Below are 24,139 nucleotides of genomic sequence, written 5' to 3' on the forward strand. Positions count from 1 at the left end.
TGCTGATTCAGAGCGTCAACGCCTTTTTGTCACGCAAGCGCTGACTGCCTAGATTTCCAGCAAAATCACCCTTTGCCGACTCAAATAGCCTTGTCAGCCGGCGTTTTTGCGCACCAGTTATTGGCCGGGTTGATGCCACCATCCGGTGAGGTATAGCCGAGGCAGCCAAGAATCGAGTCAAACAGCTCCTCGTGGCGCTTTTCACCGCCGACCCGCTGCTGGGCTTTCAAACGTTCAAACGCCTGCGCATGATCGGGTTGCGCCAGGAAGCTGTCTGAGGCCCACACCAGCATCGGCACGCGGAATTGCTCCGGCGGCGCCATTTCGCGTGGTGTGCCGTGCAAATGCGAATTCTCGTCGATAGACTCGCCATGATCGGCGGCATAAAACACCACCGCTTTTTTATCACGCAACTGATCCAGCACATTGGCGATAAAGCTGTCGGTATACAGCACGCTGTTATCGAACGCGTTAATCAACTGAGCCTTGGTACAAGCACGGTCAACGCCCATACACTCCGGGGTGTAACGGGCAAAACTGCGAGGATAACGTTGGGAATAAAGATAATGCGAACCTTTGGTGTGCAGCACGACCAGATGTTTACCCTGCGGATGGGTTCTCAACGACTCCTGTAACTCGTTAACCAGCAGCATGTCATCCACTGGCTTACCGTCGTTGCGCTTTTCAGAGGCGATGATTTCCCGAAATGAGTAATCATCCGGATTGGTATTATTGTAGAACCACACTTCACTTTGCATCGCGAACAGTTCTGAACTGAAACCCAGCGATTTCAGTACGGCAAAAATGTTCTGCTCTTTCAGGGTGCGCTGCTGATTATTCTCTGTGCCGCCTTCCCGCACGAACATGCAGCGTAGAGAGAGCTTGGTCGAGGTGTCACAGGACTTACCGCGAAAGGCGACCAGATTCTTCTCTTTCGACAAGCGTGGCGTGGTATCGCGCTCATAGCCCAGCAGGCCCATGTGGTCCCAGCGAGTGGTTTCCCCGATGATAAAGACCACGTAGGTATCATCGACACCCGCTGGCGCTACGTAAGTAAACGCTTTGGCCGGGTCAAAAAAATTGCCCGCATCCTGGCTTTCATCCACCTTGGTGTAAGCAAACAGGCCGAGTGCTGCCAGCCAGTTAGACGGTAAATAGGAGTGTGCAACCACCCCGCCGTAGCTGGGTAAATCAATGTTCGTCAGTTTTTCATTACGGCTCTGCTGCTTATCCAGCATACGCAGCGGCAACCAAACCAGTGCAACAACGACGACTAAAATACCTAAGGGCAACAACCTCTGGCCCGGCGTTTTGATCTGTTCAATCAGGGTTAGCCGCAGGTCATTTTTCCAGATCAGTATCAGCGGTATGGCACTGACCGCGATCATCCACATGAAGAAATTCCAGCCAACCACCTCTTTGCTGAGATCAATATCCGTGGTCATGACTGACACGATAATGCCGTAACCAATCACCACATTGAACATCACCATGTAGTAACTGGCTGCCACGGAGATCAGCAGCAGTAGGCTGGCGATGATGCGGAAAAAGAGCTTACCGCCCAGAGAAAGCAGGCGCAGCAGGAAGAAAGTAAACAACACGATGGCGACCACTTCGGTCACTGCCTGGGACAATTCAATGAAATTGACGCTCTGAGTGAGGGGTGCGAAGCGGCGGAAAAAAACGGAGACATTGAGAAAAATGCCGATATAGATCGCTAACAAGAATGAGAGATTTTGCTGCGATAGAGTCTTCACTCTATTCATGTAATGTGATTTTCCAGACGGTTTTAGAAAGATTCTGAATCATTGTGACATGTTTATAAGCGACTGGTTCACAGATATTGGTGAGAAACTGGATTTGGCAGGGTTTTCAGGAGTAATCCGTCTGGCGCAGGCGCGACGGCAAGCGCACTCAAAAGAAGATGACAATTTCACGCAAAGAAAAAGGAGGCCGCAGCCTCCCTGGACAGAATAAAACAGGACATAAACCCCATATTTAGTCTGAGGTCATTATTTGACGTTGAGTGTCACGTCAATGTTGCCGCGCGTTGCGTTGGAATACGGGCAAACTTTATGCGCTTTGGCGACCAGCGCTTCAGCTTCGCTGCGCTCCATACCTGGCAAAGTGATGTCGAGTTGTACTTCGATACCGTAACCGCCAGGGATCTCACCAATGCCCACCGCGCCTTCAATTTTTGCGTCAGCAGGGATTTTGATCTTTTCTTTGGCCGCTACCGCCTTCAGTGCGCCAAGGAAACAAGCGGAGTAGCCCGCTGCAAAGAGCTGCTCCGGGTTGGTGCCGCCGCCCATGCCGCCCATCTCTTTAGGTACGCCGAGTTTGACGTCAAGAACGCCGTCATCAGAAGCAGCACGGCCGTCACGGCCACCGGTTGCAGAGGCATGAGCGCGATAGATAACTTTTTCAATAGACATAATTCGTTCCTTTAAGGTCAGCTTAGTTTCTGATTGAAGTACATTTTATGCGATTTAATCGCGTGCTATATATTTAATACTAGCAGACAAACATAAAGTGATACCTCGGATTTGTCTGTTTGCTGCATTTTGCACTATTTCGGGTAAAACAGGTTCGGGTAAATCAGGACTTATCTTTCAGATTAGCCCGCAGCAACTCCAGCTGCCGCTTGAGCGCAACCATTTCATCGACGTCACACTCGGTGGCGCAAAGAATGGCTTCAGGAATACTTTTGGCCTTTTCCTGTAACGCCCTGCCGGCTTCGCTCAGGGTAATGATCACCTGGCGCTCATCGGTTTTGGCGCGCTGGCGCAGTAACAAACCCGCCACCTCCAGACGCTTTAATAGCGGCGTCAATGTGGCAGAGTCGAGAAAAAGCTTCTCGCCAATATCAGAAACGGTGACATCATCGCGCTGCCATAACACCAGCATCACCAGATATTGCGGATAGGTCAGATCGAGCTGACCCAGCAGCTTGCGGTACACTTTGTGGAGTGCCAGATTCGCCGAATAAAGTGCGAAACACATCTGTTGGTCCAGATGCAAAAGGGCATTCGCTGAGGTTGCAGGGTCAGTTTTTGTGTTCATGAATTCCAATATAGATAGCGCGCTATATTATCGCAAGCATTATCACTGGAAATAATTCAAATTTAGTCCTCCGTCCCATAAAAATCCGCGCCATTTTCGCTCAGTTGCACAGCAACGCTGGTGCACTATTTGTGCAATACAGTCACAGCCTCACTAAAAAACCTTGTTATTCAACAAGAAGAAATATGGCACAGCCTTTGCTTTGATGAATTCAATCTTGTGTACCAGATGGAATTCAACCGATGAACGACAGCTTACGCTCTGCGACCACCCCGTTTCATGCCTTCACCCTGCTCGACTGGCGGCAGCATTACCAAACGGCGCCTGACAGTTTGCGTAGCTCGCTGTCTATGGTGCTTGGCAGCCTGAGTTCCCGCGACAACGCCTGGTTATACCTGCCCACACAGGCCCAGCTGGAGAAACAACTTGCTCACCTTGAGCAGTTGCGCCGTGATGCCGATGGCTCGCTGGTCTCACTCCCGCTGTTTGGTGTGCCTTTCGCGGTAAAAGACAATATTGATGTCGGTGGCTGGCCCACCAGCGCGGCCTGCCCGGAATTCACCTACACGGCGGCGGCCGATGCCACTGTCGTCGCCAATCTGCGCGCCAAAGGGGCGATTGTGATTGGCAAGACCAATCTGGATCAATTCGCCACCGGTCTGGTCGGCACCCGCTCTCCGCACGGGGCCGTGCGCAACACGTTTAACCCGGAGTACGTCAGCGGCGGTTCCAGTTCAGGTTCGGCCTCGGTGCTGGCGCGCGGGCTGGTGGCTTTCTCGCTCGGCACGGACACCGCAGGGTCAGGCCGCGTACCCGCCGGATTCAACAACATCGTTGGCCTGAAACCGACTAAAGGCTGGCTGTCGAATAACGGCGTGGTGCCAGCCTGTCGCCTCAATGACACGGTGTCGGTTTTCGCCCTGACGGTAAGCGACGCCCAGACCGTCGCGCACGCCGCAGGCGGTTACGATGCCGCTGATGCCTACTCGCGTTCAAACCCGCACACTGCGCCTGCGGCGATGTCCGTTCATCCGCGTTTTGCCGTGCCCGACAGTCTGGAGTTTTTTGGCGATGCACTGGCTGAATATGAATTCGAACAAGCGCTGGAGCGCCTGACCGGCAACGGCGTCACGCTGGTGCCGATTGATTTCACGCCGTTCCGCGAACTGGCGGAACAGCTCTATTACGGCGCATGGGTGGCTGAGCGCACCGTGGCCGTCGGTAAGATTTTCGATGAGATGCCACAGGCGATGGACCCGACAGTACGTGGCATTGTCGCCAACGGTCTGAATTACAGCGCGTGCGATGCGTGGCGCGCCGAATACTTGCGCGCCGAGCTGGCCCGCAAAATCAATCTGGCACTGGAAGGTTTCGATGCGCTGATCGTGCCCACCTCGCCGACTATCCGCACGCTGGAGGAGATGACGCAGGAGCCGGTGCTCTTCAACTCGCAATTTGGCACTTACACCAACTTCACTAATCTGGCTGATCTTGCAGCGCTGGCGCTGCCGTCCAGCATCCGCGCCGATGGCCTGCCGTCCGGCATCACGCTGATTGCTCCGGCCTGGCACGACGACGCTCTTGCCGCCTTTGGCCGTCAGTGGCAGCGCAGCCTCGGCTTGCCGCTCGGTGCCACCGGTCGTGAACTGAGCACCAGTGCATTGATGAGCAACGTAGCGGCCAGCCCCGATCACGTCCGGGTCGCCGTTGTCGGCGCGCACCTGACAGGAATGCCGCTCAATTTCCAGCTCACCCAACGCAAAGCCGTGCGCGTCGAGCAAACCACCACCGCCCCCAGCTACAAACTCTACGCCCTCGCCAATACCACGCCGCCAAAACCGGGACTGGTCAGAACCGAGGGCGGCAGCGCGATCACCGTTGAACTTTGGGATATCCCGCTGGCGCGCTTTGGCGAATTCGTCGCGGAGATCCCGGCGCCACTCGGTATTGGCTCGCTGCAACTGGCGGACGGCCGCACGGTGAAAGGCTTTATTTGCGAACCCTGGGCGATAAATGACGCCACCGATGTCACCCATTTTGGCGGCTGGAGAAATTATGTCTCTCACCTCGCCGCTCTGAAAAACGCCTGAGGAGCCACACGATGTTCACGACTGTATTGATTGCCAACCGTGGCGAAATCGCCTGCCGCGCCATCCGCACCCTGAAGCGTCTGGGGGTGACCAGCGTCGCCGTCTATTCCGACGCCGACCGTAATGCGCCACACGTAGCCGACGCCGACATCGCGATTGCACTCGGCGGCGACAAGGCCAGCGACAGCTACCTGATGATCGACAAAATTCTGGCCGCCGCGACAGAAACCGGCGCGCAGGCGATTTATCCGGGATACGGTTTTTTGTCCGAGAGCGCAGAATTTGCCGATGCTTGTGAAGCTGCCGATATCGCCTTTATTGGCCCGAGCGCCGCGCAGATCCGTGAATTCGGTCTGAAACACCGCGCCCGTGAACTGGCCGGTGCCGCCAATGTACCGATGACGCCCGGCACCGGTTTGCTCGGCAGCATGGAAGACGCCGTAAAATCCGCCGCGCAGATCGGCTATCCGATCATGCTTAAAAGCACCGCTGGCGGCGGCGGTATCGGCCTGACACGCTGCGAGGACGAAGCCGCCCTGCGCGCCGCGTGGGACAGCGTGAAACGCCTTGGTGAACACTTTTTCCGCGACGCCGGTGTTTTCCTTGAGCGCTTTGTGGATCGCGCCCGTCACGTCGAAGTACAGATTTTTGGCGACGGCAAAGGCCGCGTCGTGGCACTCGGGGAACGCGACTGTTCGCTGCAACGCCGCAATCAAAAGGTAGTAGAAGAAACCCCGGCACCGAATCTGCCGCAGGCCACCCGCGAAGCCTTACACCGCGCCGCCGTACAGTTGGGTGAGTCAGTCAGCTACCGCAGCGCGGGTACCGTGGAATTTATTTATGACCCGGCGCGCGATGCCTTTTATTTCCTCGAAGTGAATACCCGCTTACAGGTTGAGCATCCGGTCACCGAAATGGTCACCGGGCTTGATTTGATCGAATGTATGCTGCGGGTCGCCGCCGATCAGCCGCTGGACTGGGCCGCGATGAAAAAAGCCCCGCAGGGCGCATCAATGGAAGTCCGTATTTACGCCGAAGACCCACTGAAAAACTTCCAGCCAAGCCCCGGCGTGCTGACCGAAGTGGTGTTTCCTGACGATGTACGCGTTGACGGCTGGGTCTCCACCGGCAGCGAAGTCTCCGCTTTTTATGACCCGATGATCGCCAAGCTGATTGTTCACGGTGCCGACCGTGAGGACGCGCTGGCAAAAATGTCCTCCGCGCTGGCCGCCACCCGCCTGCACGGCATTGCCACCAATATTGATTATCTGCGTCAGGTGATTGCCACGCCGGTGTTCCACGCGGGCGAAATGTGGACGCGCATGCTCGATACCTTCGACTACGCGCCGCAGGCCATCGAGGTGCTCGCTCCCGGCACCTACAGCAGCATTCAGGACTACCCAGGCCGCCTCGGTTACTGGAATATCGGTGTACCACCGTCCGGGCCAATGGATGATTTTGCCTTTCGCCTCGCCAACCGCATCGTCGGTAATCACCGTGACGCAGCCGGTCTGGAATTCACATTACAGGGCCCGACGCTGCGCTTTCATTGCGACGCCACCCTCGCGCTGACCGGTGCCACCTGTCCGGCCGACATCGACGGCGAAAGCGTCGCGTACTGGCAGCCGGTGAACATAAAAGCCGGGCAGACTTTAACGCTGGGCCGCGCTACACAGGGCTGCCGTACCTATCTTGCCGTGCGTAACGGCTTCGACGTGCCAGTGTATCTCGGCAGCCGCTCGACCTTTGCCCTCGGCCAGTTTGGCGGCCATGCGGGGCGCACCCTGCGCGTCGCCGACATGCTGACCGTTTCGCAACCAGAATTAGCCGCATGTACCACGCCAGCACCGGTGGATTTGCCACAGGCCGCCGCGCCGCACATCGTGCCGTCTTACGACAACGTGTGGAATATCGGCGTGCTGTACGGTCCGCACGGCGCACCGGATTTCTTCACCAAAGAATCTATCGACGCCTTTTTTGAGGCCGAATGGCAGGTGCACTACAACTCCAACCGCCTCGGTGTACGCCTGAGTGGCCCAAAACCGCAATGGGCGCGGCAGGACGGCGGCGAAGCCGGATTGCACCCTTCGAACGTGCATGACTGCGAATATGCCATCGGTGCGATTAACTTTACCGGCGACTTCCCGGTGATCCTGACCCGCGACGGGCCAAGCCTCGGCGGTTTCGTCTGCCCGGTAACCATCGCCAAGGCCGAATTGTGGAAAGTCGGTCAGGTGAAACCGGGGGATAAAATCCGCTTCCACCCAATCAGTTTCGAACAGGCGCAGGCGCTGGAACTGGCGCAGCAGGGCATGGTGGATTCGCTGATGCCTATTGATGCCATGAAACTGGCAACGCCGTCGCTGCTGCCACAGACCACGGCGTCAGCGACGGTGCTGGCTGATCTGCCTGCTGGCGAAGGCCGTCCGTCGGTGCAATACCGTCAGGCAGGCGATGGCTACGTGCTGATTGAGTACGGCGACAACGTACTGGATCTGGCCCTGCGTCTGCGCCTCTATCTGCTGATGAAAGCCATCCGCGCCGCCGCAGAGCCGGGCATTGAAGAACTGTCGCCGGGCGTGCGTTCGCTACAGGTGCGCTATAACAGCCGCGTGCTCCACCAATCGGCCCTGCTCTCTCACTTGCTGGAGCTTGAGCAGGATCTGGCGGACGTCAGCCAGCTCAAAATTCCGACCCGCATCGTGCATATGCCGATGGCATTTGAGGACTCCGCCACGCTCGGCGCGGTCGAACGCTATCAGCAAACCGTGCGCAGCGAAGCGCCGTGGCTGCCGAATAACGTCGATTTCATCCAGCGCACCAACGGGCTGGCGAGCCGCGAAGAGGTGAAAAAAATCATCTTCGACGCCAGCTATCTGATCCTCGGTCTGGGTGATGTCTATCTCGGCGCGCCGTGCGCGGTGCCGGTAGATCCGCGCCATCGCCTGCTGAGCTCCAAATACAACCCGGCGCGCTCATACACTGCCGAAGGCACGGTCGGCATCGGCGGGATGTACATGTGCATCTACGGCATGGACTCGCCGGGCGGCTATCAGTTGGTCGGCCGCACGCTGCCTATCTGGAATACTTTCCTGAAGAATCAGCAGTTCCAGAACGGCGAGCCGTGGCTGCTGCACTTCTTCGATCAGGTGCGTTTCTATGAAGTCACCGAAGCCGAACTCGACGCCCGGCGCGATGCGTTCCGCGAAGGCCGCGCGCAGGTACACATCGAAGAGACTGAGTTCGATTTTGCGCAATATACCCAATTCCTTGCCGACAATGCCGCCGATATCGCCGACTTCCGCACCCGCCAGTCTGACGCTTTCACCACCGAGGTGGCGCACTGGGCCGCGCAGGAGAGTGCCGCCGTCGATGCCGCATCCAACGCGGTGGAAATTATCGAAGATGACGGCGACCAGCAGGGTCATCTGGTCAGCGCAGATCTGAATGGTAGCGTGTGGAAGATTCTGGTCGAACCCGGCCAGCAGGTCGAAGCCGGGCAGGCGCTGGTTGTGGTGGAAGCAATGAAAATGGAGCTATCGGTCTATGCGCCCTGCGCCGGTACCGTCAGCAAAATCAGCTGTCAGCAGGGCCGCCCGGTCGGGCCCGGTGACGCACTGCTGTGGCTGGACGTCGCGCAATCCGCGTAAGTCTTTCATCAGGAATCGCTATGCAACTGACCGGCTCACGCAGCACCACAGACAAAAAACGCAGCAAGGCACGTCCGGAAGGGCTGGCTGAGCGAATTTACCTGCAACTGAAGGACGACATTTTTAACTTCCATCTGATGCCGGGCGACCGGTTCAGTGAAAATGACATTGCCGGACGTATGGAAACCAGCCGTACGCCGGTGCGTCAGGCGCTGTTCTGGCTGGAACGCGAGGGCTATGTCGAAGTGTTTTTCCGCAGCGGCTGGCAGGTCAGACCGTTCGATTTCGACTATTTCGAACAGCTTTACGACCTGCGCATTGTGCTGGAACTGGAGGCGGTGAAGCGCTTGTGTGCGCTGAAACCGGAGGCTCAGCCGGTGCAGCTCGCGGCGCTTAAAAGCTTCTGGATTGACGAACCGCGCCTTGATGACGGCCAGACAGTATCGCGCTTCGACGAAGCCTTTCATATGACGCTGGTTGAAGCCGCAGGCAATGCCGAAATAGCCCGCATCCACCGCGACCTGACAGAAAAAATCCGCATCATCCGCCGCCTGGATTTCACCAAAACGTCGCGGGTCGATGCCACGTATCACGAACACGCAAGCATTCTGCTTGCCATCATGCAACAGCAAACCCAGGAGGCTCAACGCCAGCTACACGACCACATTGCCGTCAGTAAAGCCGAGGTGCGAAAAATCACGCTGCATATGCTGCATCAGGCCAGAAATGATGAGGGCAACCCATCATGACTTTTATAAAAAACTTTCGATTTGTTCCATAACCTAACAGGGGTTTCTCTATGCATCGTCGACATTTTATTAAAGCCTTCGCCCTCTCCGCCACCGTAGTCAGCATGGGGTTAGCCTGGAGCGCGCAGGCGGCCGATACCATCAAAGTCGGTATCATGCATTCGCTTTCCGGCACCATGGCGATTTCTGAAACGCCGCTTAAAGACATCGCGCTGATGACCATTGACGACATCAACGCCCACGGCGGCGTGCTGGGTAAAAAGCTGGAACCGGTGGTGGTTGATCCGGCCTCTAACTGGCCGCTGTTCGCCGAAAAAGCCCGCCAGTTGCTGACGCAGGATAAAGTCGCCGTGGTGTTCGGCTGCTGGACGTCGGTGTCGCGTAAATCGGTGCTGCCGGTGTTCGAAGAGCTGAACGGCCTGCTGTTCTATCCGGTGCAGTACGAAGGCGAAGAGATGTCGCCGAACGTGTTTTATACCGGTGCTGCGCCCAACCAGCAGGCGATCCCGGCAACGGAATATCTGATGAGCGAAGACGGCGGCGCAGCCAAACGCTTCTTCCTGCTCGGCACGGACTACGTTTATCCGCGCACCACCAACAAAATTCTGCGTGCCTTCCTGCATTCCAAAGGTGTGAAAGACAGCGACATCGAAGAAGTTTATACGCCGTTCGGTTACAGCGATTACCAGACCATTGTGTCCAACATTAAGAAATTCTCGGCAGGCGGTAAAACCGCAGTCATCTCCACCATCAACGGCGATTCCAACGTGCCGTTCTACAAAGAGCTGGCGAACCAGGGCGTGAAAGCGACCGACGTGCCAGTGGTGGCGTTCTCCGTCGGCGAAGAAGAACTGCGCGGCATCGATACCAAACCGCTGGTGGGTGACCTCGCGGCGTGGAACTACTTTGAGTCTGTCGATAACCCAACCAACAAGAAATTTGTCGCCGAATGGAAGGCTTACGCCAAAGCCCACAAACTGCCGAACGCCGACAGCGCGGTGACCAATGACCCGATGGAAGCGACTTACGTCGGTATTCATATGTGGGCACAGGCCGTTGAGAAAGCCGGAACGACCGACGTCGATAAAGTCCGCGCCGCCATGGCCGGGCAGACCTTCGCCGCACCGTCTGGTTTCACGCTGACCATGGATGCAACCAATCATCACCTGCACAAACCGGTGATGATCGGCGAAATCGAAGCCAACGGGCAGTTCAACGTGGTCTGGCAGACCGACAAAGCTATCCGCGCCCAGCCGTGGAGTCCGTACATCGCTGGGAACGATAAAAAGGCGGAGACGCCAGTGAAAACGACTAACTAGGGCTGGCTGCCCTCGCCCGCTAAGACTGTGGGCTTGCGGCCCACACCCTAAAACCTTGGGCTCGCCGCCCAAACTGGCCCAGAAGGAGCGCCAAGGCGCGCCCCTTCTGGACATCCCGCGCCTTTTTGGTTGTGACACCGACAGCTATCGCTGCTGGCAGGGAACGTGTTTCAGGAGCTTTCGCTCACGGCGCAAACGTCGCCGCTGCGCGGTGCTCTCATTTCAGGTTCGGACCCGCTCGAAAAAAGACCCGAGCGGTTTCTCACCGTTCATTCGACGTCGTTTTGACTGCGCCTTTGAGGCATTTTTAAGGTCAAAAGCAGCTTGGGCTGCTGTTTTCTTTTGACTTACATAGCCTCCAGGCCGCAGTCAAAAATTCCGCTGAGCAAGAGGTGGAAAACCGCGCGTCTTTTTGCGCGGGTTGGAATCCCGCAGCGAAGGCACCGCGTAGCGGCGGCATTTTGCGGCGAGAACGGAAGCCCCTGGCACACGGTGCCTGCATGGCGCGGAGCTGTCGGTGCCTCAGAGAAAAACGCAGGATTCCAAAGGAGGCACGTTTATGCCTCCTTTGGGCCAGTTTGGGCGGCGAGCCCAAGGTCTTGGTGGGTGTGGGCTGCAAGCCCGCGGTGTTAGGAACATAACTTTTATGGCGAAGACATAATGAAAACTTTACTTCGATCTCTGCTTTTCCTGCTTGGCTGCCTGCCATGGCTTGTTCACGCTGGCCCCGCCAACGAGTTTGCTGCCGCGACCCGCAGCCAGCAGGCCACGTTATTGCAGCAATGGGCGGCGGATCCGCAGCCGGAACGTTTGCCGCTGCTTGAGGCACTGAAGCAGGAAAACGTGGTGACCGACGACGCCAAACACGCCTTTGCGCAAAACGGCATGGTGCTGACACCGCTGGAGGGTGATGCCAAACCGCAGGGCGACACCAAAAAAGTGTGGCTGAACAACCGCCTGCGTATTTTGATTGCTAATGCGCTCTCCGCACACCGTTTAGTCAGCGCCGACAGTGCCGTGCGTTTACAGGCGGCAAAATCACTACAACGTGAAGCGCAGGCTGACCAGTTACCGCTGCTGACGCAGCGTCTGGCGCTGGAGAAAGACGGCGCTGTTCACGATGCGCTGACCATCGCGCTGGCGAATTTACAACTGGCGGATGCGAATCCGCAGGTACGTCTGAAAGCCGTCGAGCTGCTCGGCACCTCCGGCGATCCGGATACACAGGGGCGCCTGCAAAGCCTGACCGATCCGAAAACTGAAGCCGACGCTACGGTGCGTGCCGCCGCCGTTGTCAGCCTGAAAGCGGTGCAGCACCGGTTGCTGATAGGCGATCTGCTCGGGCAGGCCTTTACCGGTTTGTCGCTCGGCTCGATTCTGCTGCTCGCTGCGCTAGGGCTGGCGATCACCTATGGCCTGCTCGGCGTGATCAACATGGCGCATGGCGAGATGCTGATGCTCGGTTCCTATTCCACTTATATGGTGCAGTCGCTGTTTCAGCACTATGCGCCGGGGCTGCTGGCGATGTATCCGCTGGTCGCGCTGCCGGTGGCGTTTTTCATTACCGCCGGAATGGGTATGGCGCTGGAGCGCACGGTGATCCGCCATTTATATGGTCGTCCGCTGGAAACACTGCTGGCGACCTGGGGCATCAGTCTGATCCTGATTCAGGGCGTGCGCGTACTGTTTGGGGCGCAGAATCTTGAAGTGGCGAACCCCGGCTGGCTCTCCGGCGGCATTCAGCTACTGCCTAATCTGGTGCTGCCGTACAACCGCATCGCGGTGATTATCTTCGTATTGTTAGTGCTCGGCCTGACCTGGCTGCTGCTCAATAAAACCCGGCTCGGCATGAACGTGCGCGCCGTGACGCAAAACCGTGCGATGGCAGCCTGCTGCGGCGTGCCGACCGGCCGCGTCGATATGCTGGCGTTCGGCCTCGGCTCCGGCATCGCCGGTCTGGGCGGCGTCGCGCTGTCGCAGCTGAGTAACGTCGGGCCGGAACTCGGTCAGGGCTACATCATCGATTCCTTCCTGGTGGTGGTGCTCGGCGGCGTCGGGCAACTGGCTGGCACCGTGGTGGCGGCCTTTGGTCTGGGCATAGTGAACAAAATTCTTGAGCCGGAAATCGGCGCGGTACTGGGCAAAATCCTGATCCTCGCGCTGATAATCCTGTTTATCCAGAAACGTCCGCAGGGACTCTTCGCCTTCAAAGGCAGGGTGATTGACTGATGAGCCAGCCGCTGACGATTACCGGCGTACAAAAAGCGCCGAAGATTGCGATTGCCGTGGGCGTTCTGGCGCTGGCCGCACTCATTATCATGCCGTTTCTGGCGCTTCTGCCCCCAGAGAATCCGCTGTCGATCTCCACTTACACGCTGACGCTGGTCGGCAAGATCCTCTGTTATGCGATCGTCGCGATCGCCCTCGATCTGGTCTGGGGTTACGCCGGTTTGCTGTCGCTCGGTCACGGGCTGTTTTTTGCGCTCGGCGGCTACGCGATGGGCATGTATTTGATGCGCCAGGCCGCAGGCAGCGGGCTGCCGGACTTTATGTCGTTTCTGTCGTGGACCGAACTGCCGTGGTTCTGGGCCGGCACTCAGCATTTTGCCTGGGCGCTGTGCCTGATCGTGCTGGTACCCGGTGCGCTGGCGTTTGTGTTCGGCTACTTCGCTTTCCGTTCCAAAATCAAAGGCGTCTATTTTTCCATCATGACGCAGGCACTGACCTACGCCGGTATGCTGCTATTTTTCCGCAATGAAACGGGCTTCGGTGGTAACAACGGCTTCACCGGTTTCACTACCTTGCTCGGTTTTCAGGTCACCGCCACCGGCACCCGTATCGGGTTATTTTTGATGACCGTGCTGGTGCTGGTTTTCAGTCTGGCGCTCGGCTTTGCGCTGGCGCGCAGCAAGTATGGCCGCGTGCTGACTGCCGTGCGTGACGCCGAAAACCGGCTGATCTTCTGCGGCTATGATCCGAAAGGGTTCAAGCTGTTCGTCTGGACGGTCTCCGCGATGCTGTGCGGTCTGGCGGGCGCGCTGTACGTGCCGCAGGTCGGCATTATTAACCCCAGCGAAATGTCACCGACCAACTCCATCGAAGCCGCCATTTGGGTAGCGCTCGGCGGGCGCGGCACGCTGATAGGCCCGATTCTTGGCGCGGGCATCGTCAATGGTGCCAAAAGCTGGTTCACGGTCGCCATCCCCGAATACTGGCAGTTTGTACTCGGCGGCATGTTCATTGTCGTGACGCTTTTCCTGCCGCACGGCGTAATTGGCCTGCTGCGTAAGAGGAAATTCTGATGAATTCCATGACCATGACCGAAGAGCTTTTCACTCAGCCGCATCTGGCGGACAGGCACCGCGAACAGACCGACCCGATTTTGCAGCTGCAAAACATCAACGTCAGCTTTGACGGTTTTAAGGCACTGACCAACTTATCGCTCAACATTGGCGTAGGCGAACTGCGTTGTGTGATCGGCCCGAATGGCGCAGGAAAAACCACGCTGATGGATGTGATCACCGGCAAAACCCGTCCGCAAAGCGGCAGCGTGTTTTACGATCAACGCACGGATCTCACCCGGCTGGACCCGGTACAGATTGCCCAGTCTGGTATTGGCCGTAAATTCCAGAAACCCACGGTGTTTGAAGCGCTGACCGTATTCGAAAATCTGGAGATCGCGCAGAAAACCAATAAATCGGTGTGGGCCTGTCTGCGCGCCAAAATGAACAGTGAGCAGCGTGACCGTATCGATGAAATGCTCGGCACGTTGCGGCTGGCGGCGGAACGCTACCGTCCGGCCGGTTTGCTGTCGCATGGGCAAAAGCAGTTTCTGGAAATCGGCATGTTGCTGGTCCAGGAGCCTCATTTGCTGCTGCTGGACGAACCGGCCGCAGGCATGACCGACGCCGAAACCGAATACACCGCCGAGCTGTTCAAACAGCTTTCGGGCAAACATTCGCTGATGGTGGTCGAGCACGATATGGGGTTTGTGGAGAGCATCGCGGACCATGTCACCGTACTGCATCAGGGGCAGGTGCTGGCAGAAGGTTCGCTGAAACAGGTCCAGGCTAACGAGCGGGTTATTGATGTCTATTTAGGACGCTGAGGCTTTTCCCGAGGAAAAACATACATGTTGCAAGTCAATGAACTGAATCAGTTTTACGGTGGCAGCCACATTCTGCGCGGCCTGTCGTTTGAGGCGAAAATCGGCGAAGTCACCTGCCTGCTCGGGCGCAATGGCGTCGGTAAAACCACGTTGCTGAAATGCCTGATGGGGCTGATCCCGGCCAAATCCGGCACCATCAGCTGGCAGGATCAGGTGATCAACACCCGCAAACCGCATCAGCGGGTACAAGCGGGAATTGCCTATGTCCCCCAAGGCCGCGAGATATTTCCGCGCCTGACGGTGGAGGAAAATCTGTTGATGGGGCTGTCGCGCTTTTCTGGCAGCAACGCGAAGCAGGTACCGGACGAAATCTACCGTCTGTTCCCCGTTCTGCTGGAAATGAAGCACCGCCGTGGCGGTGATTTATCCGGCGGCCAGCAGCAGCAGTTGGCGATTGGCCGGGCGCTGGCCTGCAAACCGGGACTGTTGATCCTCGACGAACCCACCGAAGGCATTCAGCCGTCGGTCATCAAAGAAATTAGCGCAGTGATCAAACAGCTGGCCGCCAAAGGCGATATGGCGATTTTACTGGTCGAGCAATTCTACGATTTCGCCGCCGATCTGGCCGACAGTTACCTTGTAATGTCTCGTGGCAGCATCGTGAAACGCGGTCGCGGGGAAGAAATGGAGGCGGAAGGTGTGCGGGGGTTGGTGGCGATTTAACCCGTATCACACTCCTTCAACAAATTTTCCCCCATCAACGGCGTGCCAGCATCAAATTATTTGCTGCGCGCCGTGGGCATTTGCGCTGCCTCACACTTATTTCTGCCGAAAAATCCCACTGCAAAATATTCGGCGCTGGCCGGTAAATCATTTCGCTGTTGCCGCCCGCTGACCTCCTTATACTTCCCCCAGAGACTTATTTCCCCACATTGGATGTTCAGGAGATTGACGATGACAACGCATAAATTTCAGGCCGAACCTTTCGCGTTACCTTTTGATCCGCAAACCACCGCACTGGTCATGATCGACATGCAGCGTGATTTCGTTGAACCCGGCGGGTTTGGCGAAGCACTGGGCAACGATGTTTCGTTAGTGCGCACCGCCATTGCGCCGTGCAAAAAAGTGCTGGATGCCGCACGTGCTCACGACATGTTGGTTATTCACACACGAGAAGGACACCGCGCTGACCTGAGCGACTGCCCGCCAGCTAAACTGACCCGTGGTGGCCAGACATTTATCGGTACCAAAGGACCGATGGGCCGCATTCTGGTGCGCGGTGAAGCCGGTCACGACATCATTCCTGAGCTCTATCCGGTGGCCGGTGAACCGGTTATCGATAAACCGGGCAAAGGTGCGTTTTATCAAACCGACCTGCATTTGGTGCTGCAAAACCACGGCGTCAAAACCCTCATCGTCTGCGGCGTGACCACCGAAGTGTGCGTCACCACCACCGTGCGCGAAGCCAACGATCGCGGCTTTGAGTGCATCATTCCTCAGGACTGCGTCGGCTCCTATTTTCCTGAATTCCAGAAATACGCACTGGAGATGATCAAAGCGCAGGGCGCCATTTTCGGCTGGGTCAGCGATGCCAATGCTATCGTCAGCGCCTTAAACGCGAAGGCGTAACGTGGATCTGCCCATCGTGTCCGTCGGTTATCTGGCTGAGCAGCGGCTGACTCAGACCGGGCTGCAACTGAAAATTCATAGCCGCTTTCAGTACGCGATGAATTTCATGGCAGATGACGGACACCTGCTGACGCTGCTCGATGCCAGCCGGTATCCGAACCTTCCCGATGCAGTACGCCTTCAACTGCCGCCTTCCTGGGACTGGCGGGAAATGAGCGGCAAACTGGCGGGGCTGGATAGCGCTGATATCTGGCAACCGAAACTTCGGTTAGCACAGACCGCAGAAAAACCACTGCACTACGCCACGCTGGCGGACGAACTGGGTAAACAGCCGGTGGAAAGCGAATTAATGCTGCTGCCCGGTGGTGACAGTTCGAAGCGCCAGCCGCTGATTTCGCTGCACGATCCCCTCGATCAACTGACGTTTCAGGTGGCGAGGTTGATCGGCTTCGGACGCGGATTGACGCCGGACGGCGACGACTATCTGCTCGGTTATCTGGCCGCACTATGGCGGTGGCAGGAGGTCGCAGCCATCGCCGGACATGCCCGTCAGATCCAGCAGATTATCGCCGGGCAGCTCGTTTGGACCAACGACATCAGCGCGCATTATCTCCGGCGCGCGCTACACGGGCATTTCTCTGAGCCATTGTGTGGACTGCTTGCGCTGCTGACACTTCCCGCCAGCCACGCACAAATTACGGCAGCGGCTCAGAACGTTATGCAGTGCGGTGCCAGCTCAGGAACGGATTGTCTGGCCGGTCTCCTGCACGGAATGCGCACGCTCCAGACCGCGTTGTAATCACTCTTTTTTCTTCATGCCGGATGCCTTTCACCTCTCCGGCACGGGATCCCTTTGCCTGAAAATCAGGCATTAAGAACACAGGTAATTGTTATGAGTGTCATGTATCAGGTTTTCAATAACATGTATCAGGACTCTGTTTCGCTGATGCAAATCTCTGCCAAAATTAATAAACAACCGGGCATTGAACAGGCATCGGTAGTGATGGGGACACAAACTAATCTGGCGCAGCTGGCCGACGTCGGGCTGGGTAATGACGTCAAGGCCGGTCCCAATGATCTGATTATCGCCGTCATGGGCGACGAAGCAGCCTGCAACAATGCCATAACGCTGGCGCGCGAACTGCTCAGCAGCAAACCGCAGGAAGCCGCCATAGACGGCGTATTCGCGCCTAATCTGGTGAGTCTGGATATGGCGCTGGAACGCCATCCCGAAATCAATCTGGCACTGATTTCCGTGCCCGGCGATTACGCCGCCGCCGAAGCAATGAAAGCATTGCAGCTGGATATGAACGTGATGCTGTTCAGCGATAACGTCAGTCTGGCGCAGGAAAAACAGATCAAAACGCTGGCACGCCAAAAGAACCGGCTGGTGATGGGCCCGGACTGCGGTACCGCGATCATCAACGGCATGCCGCTGGGCTTCGCTAACGTCATCAACCGTGGCGCGATTGGTGTCATCGGCGCGTCGGGGACCGGCGTACAAGAAGTCACCTGCCGCGTGGATCACCTCGGCGCAGGGATTTCTCAGGCCCTCGGCACCGGCGGACATGACCTGCACGAAGAGATCGGCGGCATTTCTATGCTCTACGGCTTGCAGATGCTGGCCGAAGACCCGCAAACGCAGGTCATCGTACTGATTTCCAAACCGCCAGCCCGCGACGTGGCAGAACGTATTCTTGAGCAGGCAAGCGCCTGTGGCAAAACGGTGGTGGTGAATTTCCTCGGTGCCAACCCCGCAGATATCACCCGCGATCGCGTTTTCGCTGCCACCACTTTAGCGCAAGCCGCTGATATGGCTGTGGCACTGCTTGATGGCAAACCCTCAGTGACAGAATTCGGCGACATCATCAGCCCTGAGCAATGCCATGAATTACCGGCAACGCGCACCGATATTCGCGGCGTCTTTGCCGGTGGCACCTTCTGTTATGAAAGCCAGCTGATTTGTCAGCGGCAGGGTTTCAGCGCGACCTCCAACACGCCGGTTTTTGGCAACAAAAAGCCCGATGATTTGTGGCGCAGCAGCGGTCACACCGTGATCGACATGGGCGATGACGATTACACCCGTGGTAAACCGCACCCGATGATCGACCCAACCCTGCGCAATCAGCGCATTGCCGCCGAATTAAACGATCCGCACACCGCCGTTCTGCTGTTTGATCTGGTACTCGGTTACGGCGCCGCCGCGGAACCGGCAACCGAGTTGCTGGAAATTCTCGCGCAGCATCCGCGTGACCAACGCCCGATGCTGGTCGCCCACGTCTGCGGTACCGAAGCCGATCCGCAACAACGTTCACGTCAGATAGCCGCATTGCGCAAAGCTGGCGTTTTGGTTGCCGAATGTAATGCGCAGGCCGCGCTGTGGGCCAGCCAGATTGCCCGCATTCAGGCTGAAAAGAAGGAAGCACAATAATGAATACGTTACTGAATCAGCCACTTTGCGTGGTCAATGCCGGTCTGAACAGCTTTGCTGACAACCTGAAAAACGCCGGTGGCGACGTCGTGCCACTCAGCTGGCAGCCGCCTGCGCTGGGCAATATTGAAGCCGGTCTGGAACTGGCGCAACTGCTGCGCCATCCGCGGGTAGAAAAAGCCAATGAGATGGCGTTCGCACGGTATCTCAGCGCTCAACCGGCGCTGGTTGATGTGCTGTCCGCCCGCGAAGCGATCCCGGCAATGGCCGGACGTAAACTGATCCTGCACTCCGGCCCGCCGATTGCCTGGCCGGATATGTGCGGCCCGGTGAAAGGCGCGATTATCGGTGCCGTTCTGTTAGAAGGCTGGGCAACCGATCATCAACATGCCGAACGCATAATCGAATCAGGAAAAATTGACCTCGAGCCTTGCCATCATTATCACGCCGTCGGCCCGATGGCCGGGATTATCAGCCCGTCAATGCCGCTGTGGGTGATTGAAAATAAAACCAACGGCCAGCGGGCGTACAGCAATTTCAACGAAGGACTGGGCAAGGTTTTACGCTTCGGCGCCAACAGCGACGATGTATTGCAACGCCTGAAATGGATGAGCGAAGAACTGGCACCGGCCATGAAAGCCGCTGTTCATCACATCGGCGAGCTGGAACTGAAACCGCTGATGGCACAGGCGCTGCACATGGGCGACGAAGTGCATAACCGCAACGCGGCGGCGACAGGATTGCTGATCAAACGTCTGGTGCCTGCGCTGCTCGACTGCGGCCTGCCGCTGGCTCAGTTGCAACGCTGCGTGGAATTTATCACCGGCAACGATCACTTCTTCCTCAATCTGTCGATGGCTGCCTGCAAAGCGATGATGGATGCCGCCGCTGGCGTGCCTTACAGCTCGATGGTCACCGTTATGGCGCGTAACGGCGTTAATTTCGGCATACGTCTTTCCGGCACCGGCGACCGCTGGTATCAGGCACCGGCCAATCCGGTGGAAGGCTTGTTCTTCCCAGGCTACGGCGTGGAAGACGCCGCCGCCGATCTGGGTGACAGCGCCATCACCGAAACAGCCGGTGTCGGTGGCTTTGCAATGGCATCGTCTCCGGCCATTGTGAAATTCGTCGGCGGAACGCCAGCCGATGCTTCTAATAACAGCCGCAAAATGCAGTTAATCACCCTTGGCGGTAATCCGGCATTTACCCTGCCTGCGCTGAATTTCGCGCCGACCGCTGCGGGTATCGACGCCCGTAAAGTCGCCGACCGCGGCATCCTTCCGATCATCAATACCGGCATCGCCCACAAACAGGCGGGCGTCGGTCAGATTGGCGCGGGCATTACCACCGCGCCGATGTCCTGTTTTGTCGATGCCCTTCAGGCGCTGGCTCAGGAGATCCCGGCATGAACACACCGTTAGCCGTAGTGGCCGTCGGCGGCAATGCGCTGATCGTCAATGAACAGAAAAACAGTATTCCTGACCAGTATCAGGCAGTGGTCGAAAGCGTCCGTCCTGTCGTCGATATGATTGAAGCGGGTTGGGACGTAGTCCTGACTCACGGTAATGGCCCGCAGGTCGGATTTATTCTGCGCCGCTCAGAGCTGGCTGCCAGCGAAGTGGCGCCGGTGCCGCTTGATTACGCGGTCGGCGATACGCAGGGTGCGATTGGCTATATGTTCCAGAAAGCCCTGCTGAACGAGCTGCAAAAACGTGGCATTTCACGCCCGGTTGTGGCGCTCGTGACGCAGACGCTGGTCAGCGCAGAAGATCCCGCGTTTCAACACCCGATCAAACCGGTTGGCGCTTTTATGGATGAACATATCGCGCGCCAGCGTCAGCAGGAACTGGGCTGGAGCATCGCCGAAGACGCCGGGCGCGGCTGGCGCAGAACCGTGCCTTCGCCACTGCCGCTCGACATTCTCGAGCGTGAAACCATCAGTACCTTGCTCGCACAGGGCTGCATTGTGATTGCCTGCGGCGGCGGCGGTATTCCGGTAGTCCGTAATTCCCGGCAACAGCTCGAAGGCGTGGAAGCCGTGATCGACAAAGATCTGGCATCGGCATTGTTAGCCGAACAGCTCAGCGCCGATCTGCTGCTGATCCCGACCGGTGTCGAACAGGTCGCGGTGAACTTCGGTACGCCGCAGCAACAGTGGCTTAGCCAGCTGACGGTGACTCAGGCCGAAGCTTTTATTCATGAAGGGCAATTTGGTGCGGGCAGCATGCAGCCGAAAGTCGAGGCCATCGTGAAATTTATCAATAACAGCCAGCAACAGGGAAAAAGTGCCAAGGGGTTGATAACCACCCCAGACGCGATAAAAGCGGCACTCAATCACCAGACCGGCACTTGGATCTCTAACATTTAAGGATAAAACGATGAAAAACAATGTACTGCTCGCCGTAAACGGCACACTGATGCGCGGCCTGGAACTCAACCCTAATATGACTAAAGTCGGCGGCGTTTTCGTACGCGAAGACAGCACCGATGCACATTACCGTGTGTGGACGATTAACGATCGCCATCCGGGCATGATCCGCGTTCCGCAGGGTGGAAATTCCGTCAGTCTGGAAATTTGGTCACTGCCGCCCGCATCATTCGCCGCGTTGTTAAGCAGCGAACCGGCCGGGCTTTGCATCGGCAAAGTGAAATTACAGGACGGCAGCGAAGTTCTTGGCGTACTGGCCGAACCCTGGCTGGTCGAAGGGCAGACTGAAATTACCAAAACCGGCGGCTGGCGCCAGTACACCGGACATCACCACACAGCCTGATGGATCAGCATCGACGTAAAAGGATTAGGTTATGCGTAAAACAGAAAGTGCTCCAACCACGGCGTCAGGCTTGCGTATTGCGATGATTTTACTCGGCATTGCGGTCACGCCGGTTTTGCTCTCTTCCTCAAGCCTCGGCAATCAGCTGTCCGGTTCGCAGCTCATCACCGTGGTGGCGTTGGGTGGAATTATCCTGACGCTGCTTTCCGCCATCACTATCTGTGTGGGTGAAAAAGCGCGTCTGCCGACCTACGGCATTGTGAAATACGCCTTCGGCGAGAAAGGCGCGGTGGCGATCAACATCCTGATGGCGGTCAGTCTGTTCGGCTGGATTGCGGTCACTGCCAATATGTTCGGCCATTCGGTACATGATTTACTGGCGCAGCACGGGCTGGAATTACCGACCTCCATCCTCGTGGCGCTGGGTTGCTGTCTGTTTGTCGCCTCGACTGCCTTTGGTTTCGCCGTGCTCGGCAAAATCGCGCAGGTCGCGGTGCCGGTCATTGCGCTGGTGCTGTGCTACATCCTGTATGTCGCAACCCACGGCACGGTGCCGGTGCTGGAGAGCGTCAGCCAGATGAACACCGGCGTTGCGGTGTCTACCGTGGTCGGCACGATCATCGTGTTAGTCGCCACCCTGCCCGATTTCGGCAGTTTCGTGCATAACCGCAAACATGCACTGATTGCGGCAGCGTCAGCATTTCTGGTGGCCTACCCGTTGCTGTACTGGGCCGGTGCGATGCCAAGTGCGCTGAGCGGTCAGGGCTCTTTATTAGGGGCAATGGCTACCTTTGGCGCGGTCTTACCGGCAGCCCTGTTGCTGATTTTTGCCTGTATCACCGGCAACGCAGGGAATATGTTCCAGGGTACGCTGGTGGTTTCTACGCTGCTGACCCGTTTCCCAAAATGGCAGATCACGCTGGCGCTGGGCGTACTTTCGGCCGTGGTGGGCAGCATGGACATCATGGCGTGGTTCATCCCTTTCCTGCTGTTTTTGGGCATCGCCACGCCGCCGGTAGCTGGGATCTATATTTCCGACTTTTTCCTCTATCGCCGCAACGGCTATCAGGCTGAAGTGTTAACACGCGAACCACAAATCAAGCTGCTGACCTTTATCGCCTGGCTGCTCGGTTCAGCCGTTGGGTTTATGACGGTCAAAGGAATGATCACACTGACGACTATCCCGTCGGTGGATTCAATTCTGGTGGCCTGCGTCTGTTACGCCCTGTTTAGCCGGATGCAAAAACGGTAATTTTTAAGAACGCTTTCTGCGGGTGGGCTTTCTGTAGAAAGGAATTGCGTCATAATGAAGGGAAATCTGTCATAGCGGCAGATTTCCCTTTTTCGCTGGCAGGAGTGCCTGTGGTTATCTCTGACGAAAGTATTCGTATCGTCCATTTAGTGGCGAAATACCAAAGCATCACCACGGCCGCCGAACAGCTCAATAAAGTGCCTTCGGCCATCAGCTATACGGTCAAAAAACTGGAAGAGAGTCTGGGCGTGGCGTTGTTTGTCCGTAAAGGCAGCCATATCGGGCTGACCCCCGCCGGCCACTATTTTATCCAGCACAGCAAAACCCTCCTCAGCGATCTCGATGCCCTGAAACGCAACACCACCTTGATCCACGAAGGTGTGGAGCAGGAATTTATTATCGCCGTAAATAACATCGTGCCGATGCCGGTACTGGTGGAGTTTATCAACGAGTTTGAACGGGCATTTCCCTCAACGCGGCTGACGCTCAACGTCGAGGTGTACAACGGCTGCTGGGATGCGCTTTACAGCAAACGGGCCGATCTGGTGATCGGCGCACCGCACAATGTGCCGAGCAGCGAAGGCATCATCAGCGAGGCGCTGGGCCAGCTAGAGTGGGACTTTGTGGTCGGCCCGCAGCATCCGCTGGCCACCCTGATGCAACCGCTGACTAACACTGAGCTGCGGCACTATCCGGCAGTGTGTATCCGGGATACCGCCGTGAATTTCGCCCATCAACAGGCGTGGTTGCTCGAAGGGCAAAAGCCGTTGTTCGTCCCCGATTTCGCGATGGCCGTCGCGCTTATTCAACGCAATATCGGTATCGGCTACATTCCCCATCATTTGGCGTTGCCGCTGTTAAACAATGGCATGTTGACTAAAAAACCCATGCAGGAACATAAACATGCGACACAACTTTTCCTCGCTGCTCGTTCTGACAGCCGGGGAAAAGTGTGTCAATGGTGCCTGGATTATCTGCTGGAATCGGGGGTTAAGGGGGAGCTGTGCGGGAAGTGAAAGGCCGGACAAAAACCGGTTGTGCAAAAAAATAGCTATTTGAAACCAATCAGAGCACTAT

At 57.1% G+C, this 24,139-nt stretch carries 19 protein-coding genes; 16 read left to right on the forward strand and 3 right to left on the reverse strand.

Features of this window, described 5'->3' with window-relative positions:
• Window positions 1–80: 80 nt before the first annotated feature.
• From eptB to ACZRKO_RS18595, 3 genes are all read right to left on the reverse strand, one after another.
• A complete protein-coding gene (gene eptB / locus ACZRKO_RS18585; protein WP_463738719.1) occupies window positions 81–1,766 on the reverse strand; it encodes a kdo(2)-lipid A phosphoethanolamine 7''-transferase in 1,686 nt (561 codons plus the stop codon).
• A gap of 246 nt (window positions 1,767–2,012) precedes the next feature.
• The gene (locus ACZRKO_RS18590) at window positions 2,013–2,435 is read right to left on the reverse strand and encodes an organic hydroperoxide resistance protein (protein ID WP_463738720.1); all 423 of its coding nucleotides are present in this window, start codon (window positions 2,433–2,435) and stop codon (window positions 2,013–2,015) included.
• A gap of 163 nt (window positions 2,436–2,598) precedes the next feature.
• Window positions 2,599–3,063 carry a MarR family winged helix-turn-helix transcriptional regulator gene (locus tag ACZRKO_RS18595; protein WP_463738721.1) on the reverse strand — a complete coding sequence of 155 codons (465 nt, stop codon included), beginning with the start codon at window positions 3,061–3,063 and terminating at the stop codon, window positions 2,599–2,601.
• A gap of 242 nt (window positions 3,064–3,305) precedes the next feature.
• Here ACZRKO_RS18595 and atzF point away from each other — a divergent pair, with 242 nt between their 5' ends.
• From atzF to ACZRKO_RS18675, 16 genes are all read left to right on the forward strand, one after another.
• Complete coding sequence (atzF, locus tag ACZRKO_RS18600) at window positions 3,306–5,153, forward strand: allophanate hydrolase (RefSeq protein ID WP_463738722.1); 1,848 nt, start codon at window positions 3,306–3,308, stop codon at window positions 5,151–5,153.
• Between the two features lie 11 nt (window positions 5,154–5,164).
• Window positions 5,165–8,803 (forward strand): urea carboxylase, encoded by a 3,639-nt coding sequence (gene uca, locus ACZRKO_RS18605; protein WP_463738723.1) that lies wholly within the window; start codon window positions 5,165–5,167, stop codon window positions 8,801–8,803.
• 20 nt (window positions 8,804–8,823) lie between these two features.
• The gene (locus ACZRKO_RS18610; RefSeq protein WP_463738724.1) at window positions 8,824–9,552 is read left to right on the forward strand and encodes a GntR family transcriptional regulator; all 729 of its coding nucleotides are present in this window, start codon (window positions 8,824–8,826) and stop codon (window positions 9,550–9,552) included.
• Window positions 9,553–9,602: 50 nt separating this feature from the next.
• Window positions 9,603–10,871, forward strand: a complete 1,269-nt coding sequence (gene urtA / locus ACZRKO_RS18615) for an urea ABC transporter substrate-binding protein (protein ID WP_463738725.1) — start codon at window positions 9,603–9,605, stop codon at window positions 10,869–10,871.
• Window positions 10,872–11,531: 660 nt separating this feature from the next.
• On the forward strand, window positions 11,532–13,100 hold the full coding sequence (gene urtB / locus ACZRKO_RS18620) for an urea ABC transporter permease subunit UrtB (protein WP_463738726.1): 1,569 nt from the start codon (window positions 11,532–11,534) through the stop codon (window positions 13,098–13,100).
• Window positions 13,100–14,173, forward strand: coding sequence for an urea ABC transporter permease subunit UrtC (urtC, locus tag ACZRKO_RS18625; RefSeq protein ID WP_463738727.1), 1,074 nt, complete (start codon window positions 13,100–13,102; stop codon window positions 14,171–14,173). Before urtB ends, urtC begins: the two co-directional genes overlap by 1 nt.
• Window positions 14,173–14,979 (forward strand): urea ABC transporter ATP-binding protein UrtD, encoded by an 807-nt coding sequence (gene urtD / locus ACZRKO_RS18630; RefSeq protein WP_463738728.1) that lies wholly within the window; start codon window positions 14,173–14,175, stop codon window positions 14,977–14,979. Before urtC ends, urtD begins: the two co-directional genes overlap by 1 nt.
• 24 nt (window positions 14,980–15,003) lie before the next feature.
• Window positions 15,004–15,702, forward strand: a complete 699-nt coding sequence (urtE, locus tag ACZRKO_RS18635) for an urea ABC transporter ATP-binding subunit UrtE (RefSeq protein WP_463738729.1) — start codon at window positions 15,004–15,006, stop codon at window positions 15,700–15,702.
• A gap of 231 nt (window positions 15,703–15,933) precedes the next feature.
• The gene (locus ACZRKO_RS18640) at window positions 15,934–16,608 is read left to right on the forward strand and encodes a cysteine hydrolase family protein (protein WP_463738730.1); all 675 of its coding nucleotides are present in this window, start codon (window positions 15,934–15,936) and stop codon (window positions 16,606–16,608) included.
• A gap of 1 nt (window position 16,609) precedes the next feature.
• Entirely contained in the window at window positions 16,610–17,407 is a 798-nt protein-coding gene (locus ACZRKO_RS18645; RefSeq protein WP_463738731.1) for an oxamate carbamoyltransferase subunit AllH family protein, read from the forward strand.
• Window positions 17,408–17,500: 93 nt separating this feature from the next.
• Window positions 17,501–19,039: an acyl-CoA synthetase FdrA gene (fdrA, locus tag ACZRKO_RS18650; protein ID WP_463738732.1), complete on the forward strand. Its 1,539-nt coding sequence runs from the start codon at window positions 17,501–17,503 to the stop codon at window positions 19,037–19,039.
• On the forward strand, window positions 19,039–20,448 hold the full coding sequence (locus tag ACZRKO_RS18655; RefSeq protein WP_463738733.1) for a YlbE family protein: 1,410 nt from the start codon (window positions 19,039–19,041) through the stop codon (window positions 20,446–20,448). The genes fdrA and ACZRKO_RS18655 overlap by 1 nt, the downstream gene beginning before the upstream one ends.
• Window positions 20,445–21,407 (forward strand): carbamate kinase, encoded by a 963-nt coding sequence (locus ACZRKO_RS18660; RefSeq protein WP_463738734.1) that lies wholly within the window; start codon window positions 20,445–20,447, stop codon window positions 21,405–21,407. Before ACZRKO_RS18655 ends, ACZRKO_RS18660 begins: the two co-directional genes overlap by 4 nt.
• Window positions 21,408–21,417: 10 nt before the next feature.
• Window positions 21,418–21,810 (forward strand): allophanate hydrolase-related protein, encoded by a 393-nt coding sequence (locus ACZRKO_RS18665; RefSeq protein WP_463738735.1) that lies wholly within the window; start codon window positions 21,418–21,420, stop codon window positions 21,808–21,810.
• A gap of 31 nt (window positions 21,811–21,841) precedes the next feature.
• A complete protein-coding gene (locus ACZRKO_RS18670; RefSeq protein ID WP_463738736.1) occupies window positions 21,842–23,062 on the forward strand; it encodes a cytosine permease in 1,221 nt (406 codons plus the stop codon).
• A gap of 110 nt (window positions 23,063–23,172) precedes the next feature.
• Entirely contained in the window at window positions 23,173–24,078 is a 906-nt protein-coding gene (locus tag ACZRKO_RS18675) for a LysR substrate-binding domain-containing protein (protein WP_463738737.1), read from the forward strand.
• The last annotated feature ends 61 nt before the right edge of the window (window positions 24,079–24,139 follow it).

This window comes from Ewingella sp. C233, assembly GCF_055407225.1.

Coding starts and splice junctions, on each gene's coding strand:
- fdrA (WP_463738732.1), top strand. CDS start 17,501: ATGAGTGTCATGTATCAGGTTTTCAATAACATGTATCAGGACTCTGTT.
- ACZRKO_RS18655 (WP_463738733.1), top strand. CDS start 19,039: ATGAATACGTTACTGAATCAGCCACTTTGCGTGGTCAATGCCGGTCTG.
- urtD (WP_463738728.1), top strand. CDS start 14,173: ATGAATTCCATGACCATGACCGAAGAGCTTTTCACTCAGCCGCATCTG.
- urtB (WP_463738726.1), top strand. CDS start 11,532: ATGAAAACTTTACTTCGATCTCTGCTTTTCCTGCTTGGCTGCCTGCCA.
- ACZRKO_RS18670 (WP_463738736.1), top strand. CDS start 21,842: ATGCGTAAAACAGAAAGTGCTCCAACCACGGCGTCAGGCTTGCGTATT.
- ACZRKO_RS18595 (WP_463738721.1), bottom strand. CDS start 3,063: ATGAACACAAAAACTGACCCTGCAACCTCAGCGAATGCCCTTTTGCAT.
- ACZRKO_RS18660 (WP_463738734.1), top strand. CDS start 20,445: ATGAACACACCGTTAGCCGTAGTGGCCGTCGGCGGCAATGCGCTGATC.
- urtE (WP_463738729.1), top strand. CDS start 15,004: ATGTTGCAAGTCAATGAACTGAATCAGTTTTACGGTGGCAGCCACATT.
- ACZRKO_RS18590 (WP_463738720.1), bottom strand. CDS start 2,435: ATGTCTATTGAAAAAGTTATCTATCGCGCTCATGCCTCTGCAACCGGT.
- ACZRKO_RS18665 (WP_463738735.1), top strand. CDS start 21,418: ATGAAAAACAATGTACTGCTCGCCGTAAACGGCACACTGATGCGCGGC.
- urtC (WP_463738727.1), top strand. CDS start 13,100: ATGAGCCAGCCGCTGACGATTACCGGCGTACAAAAAGCGCCGAAGATT.
- ACZRKO_RS18610 (WP_463738724.1), top strand. CDS start 8,824: ATGCAACTGACCGGCTCACGCAGCACCACAGACAAAAAACGCAGCAAG.
- atzF (WP_463738722.1), top strand. CDS start 3,306: ATGAACGACAGCTTACGCTCTGCGACCACCCCGTTTCATGCCTTCACC.
- uca (WP_463738723.1), top strand. CDS start 5,165: ATGTTCACGACTGTATTGATTGCCAACCGTGGCGAAATCGCCTGCCGC.
- eptB (WP_463738719.1), bottom strand. CDS start 1,766: ATGAATAGAGTGAAGACTCTATCGCAGCAAAATCTCTCATTCTTGTTA.
- ACZRKO_RS18640 (WP_463738730.1), top strand. CDS start 15,934: ATGACAACGCATAAATTTCAGGCCGAACCTTTCGCGTTACCTTTTGAT.
- urtA (WP_463738725.1), top strand. CDS start 9,603: ATGCATCGTCGACATTTTATTAAAGCCTTCGCCCTCTCCGCCACCGTA.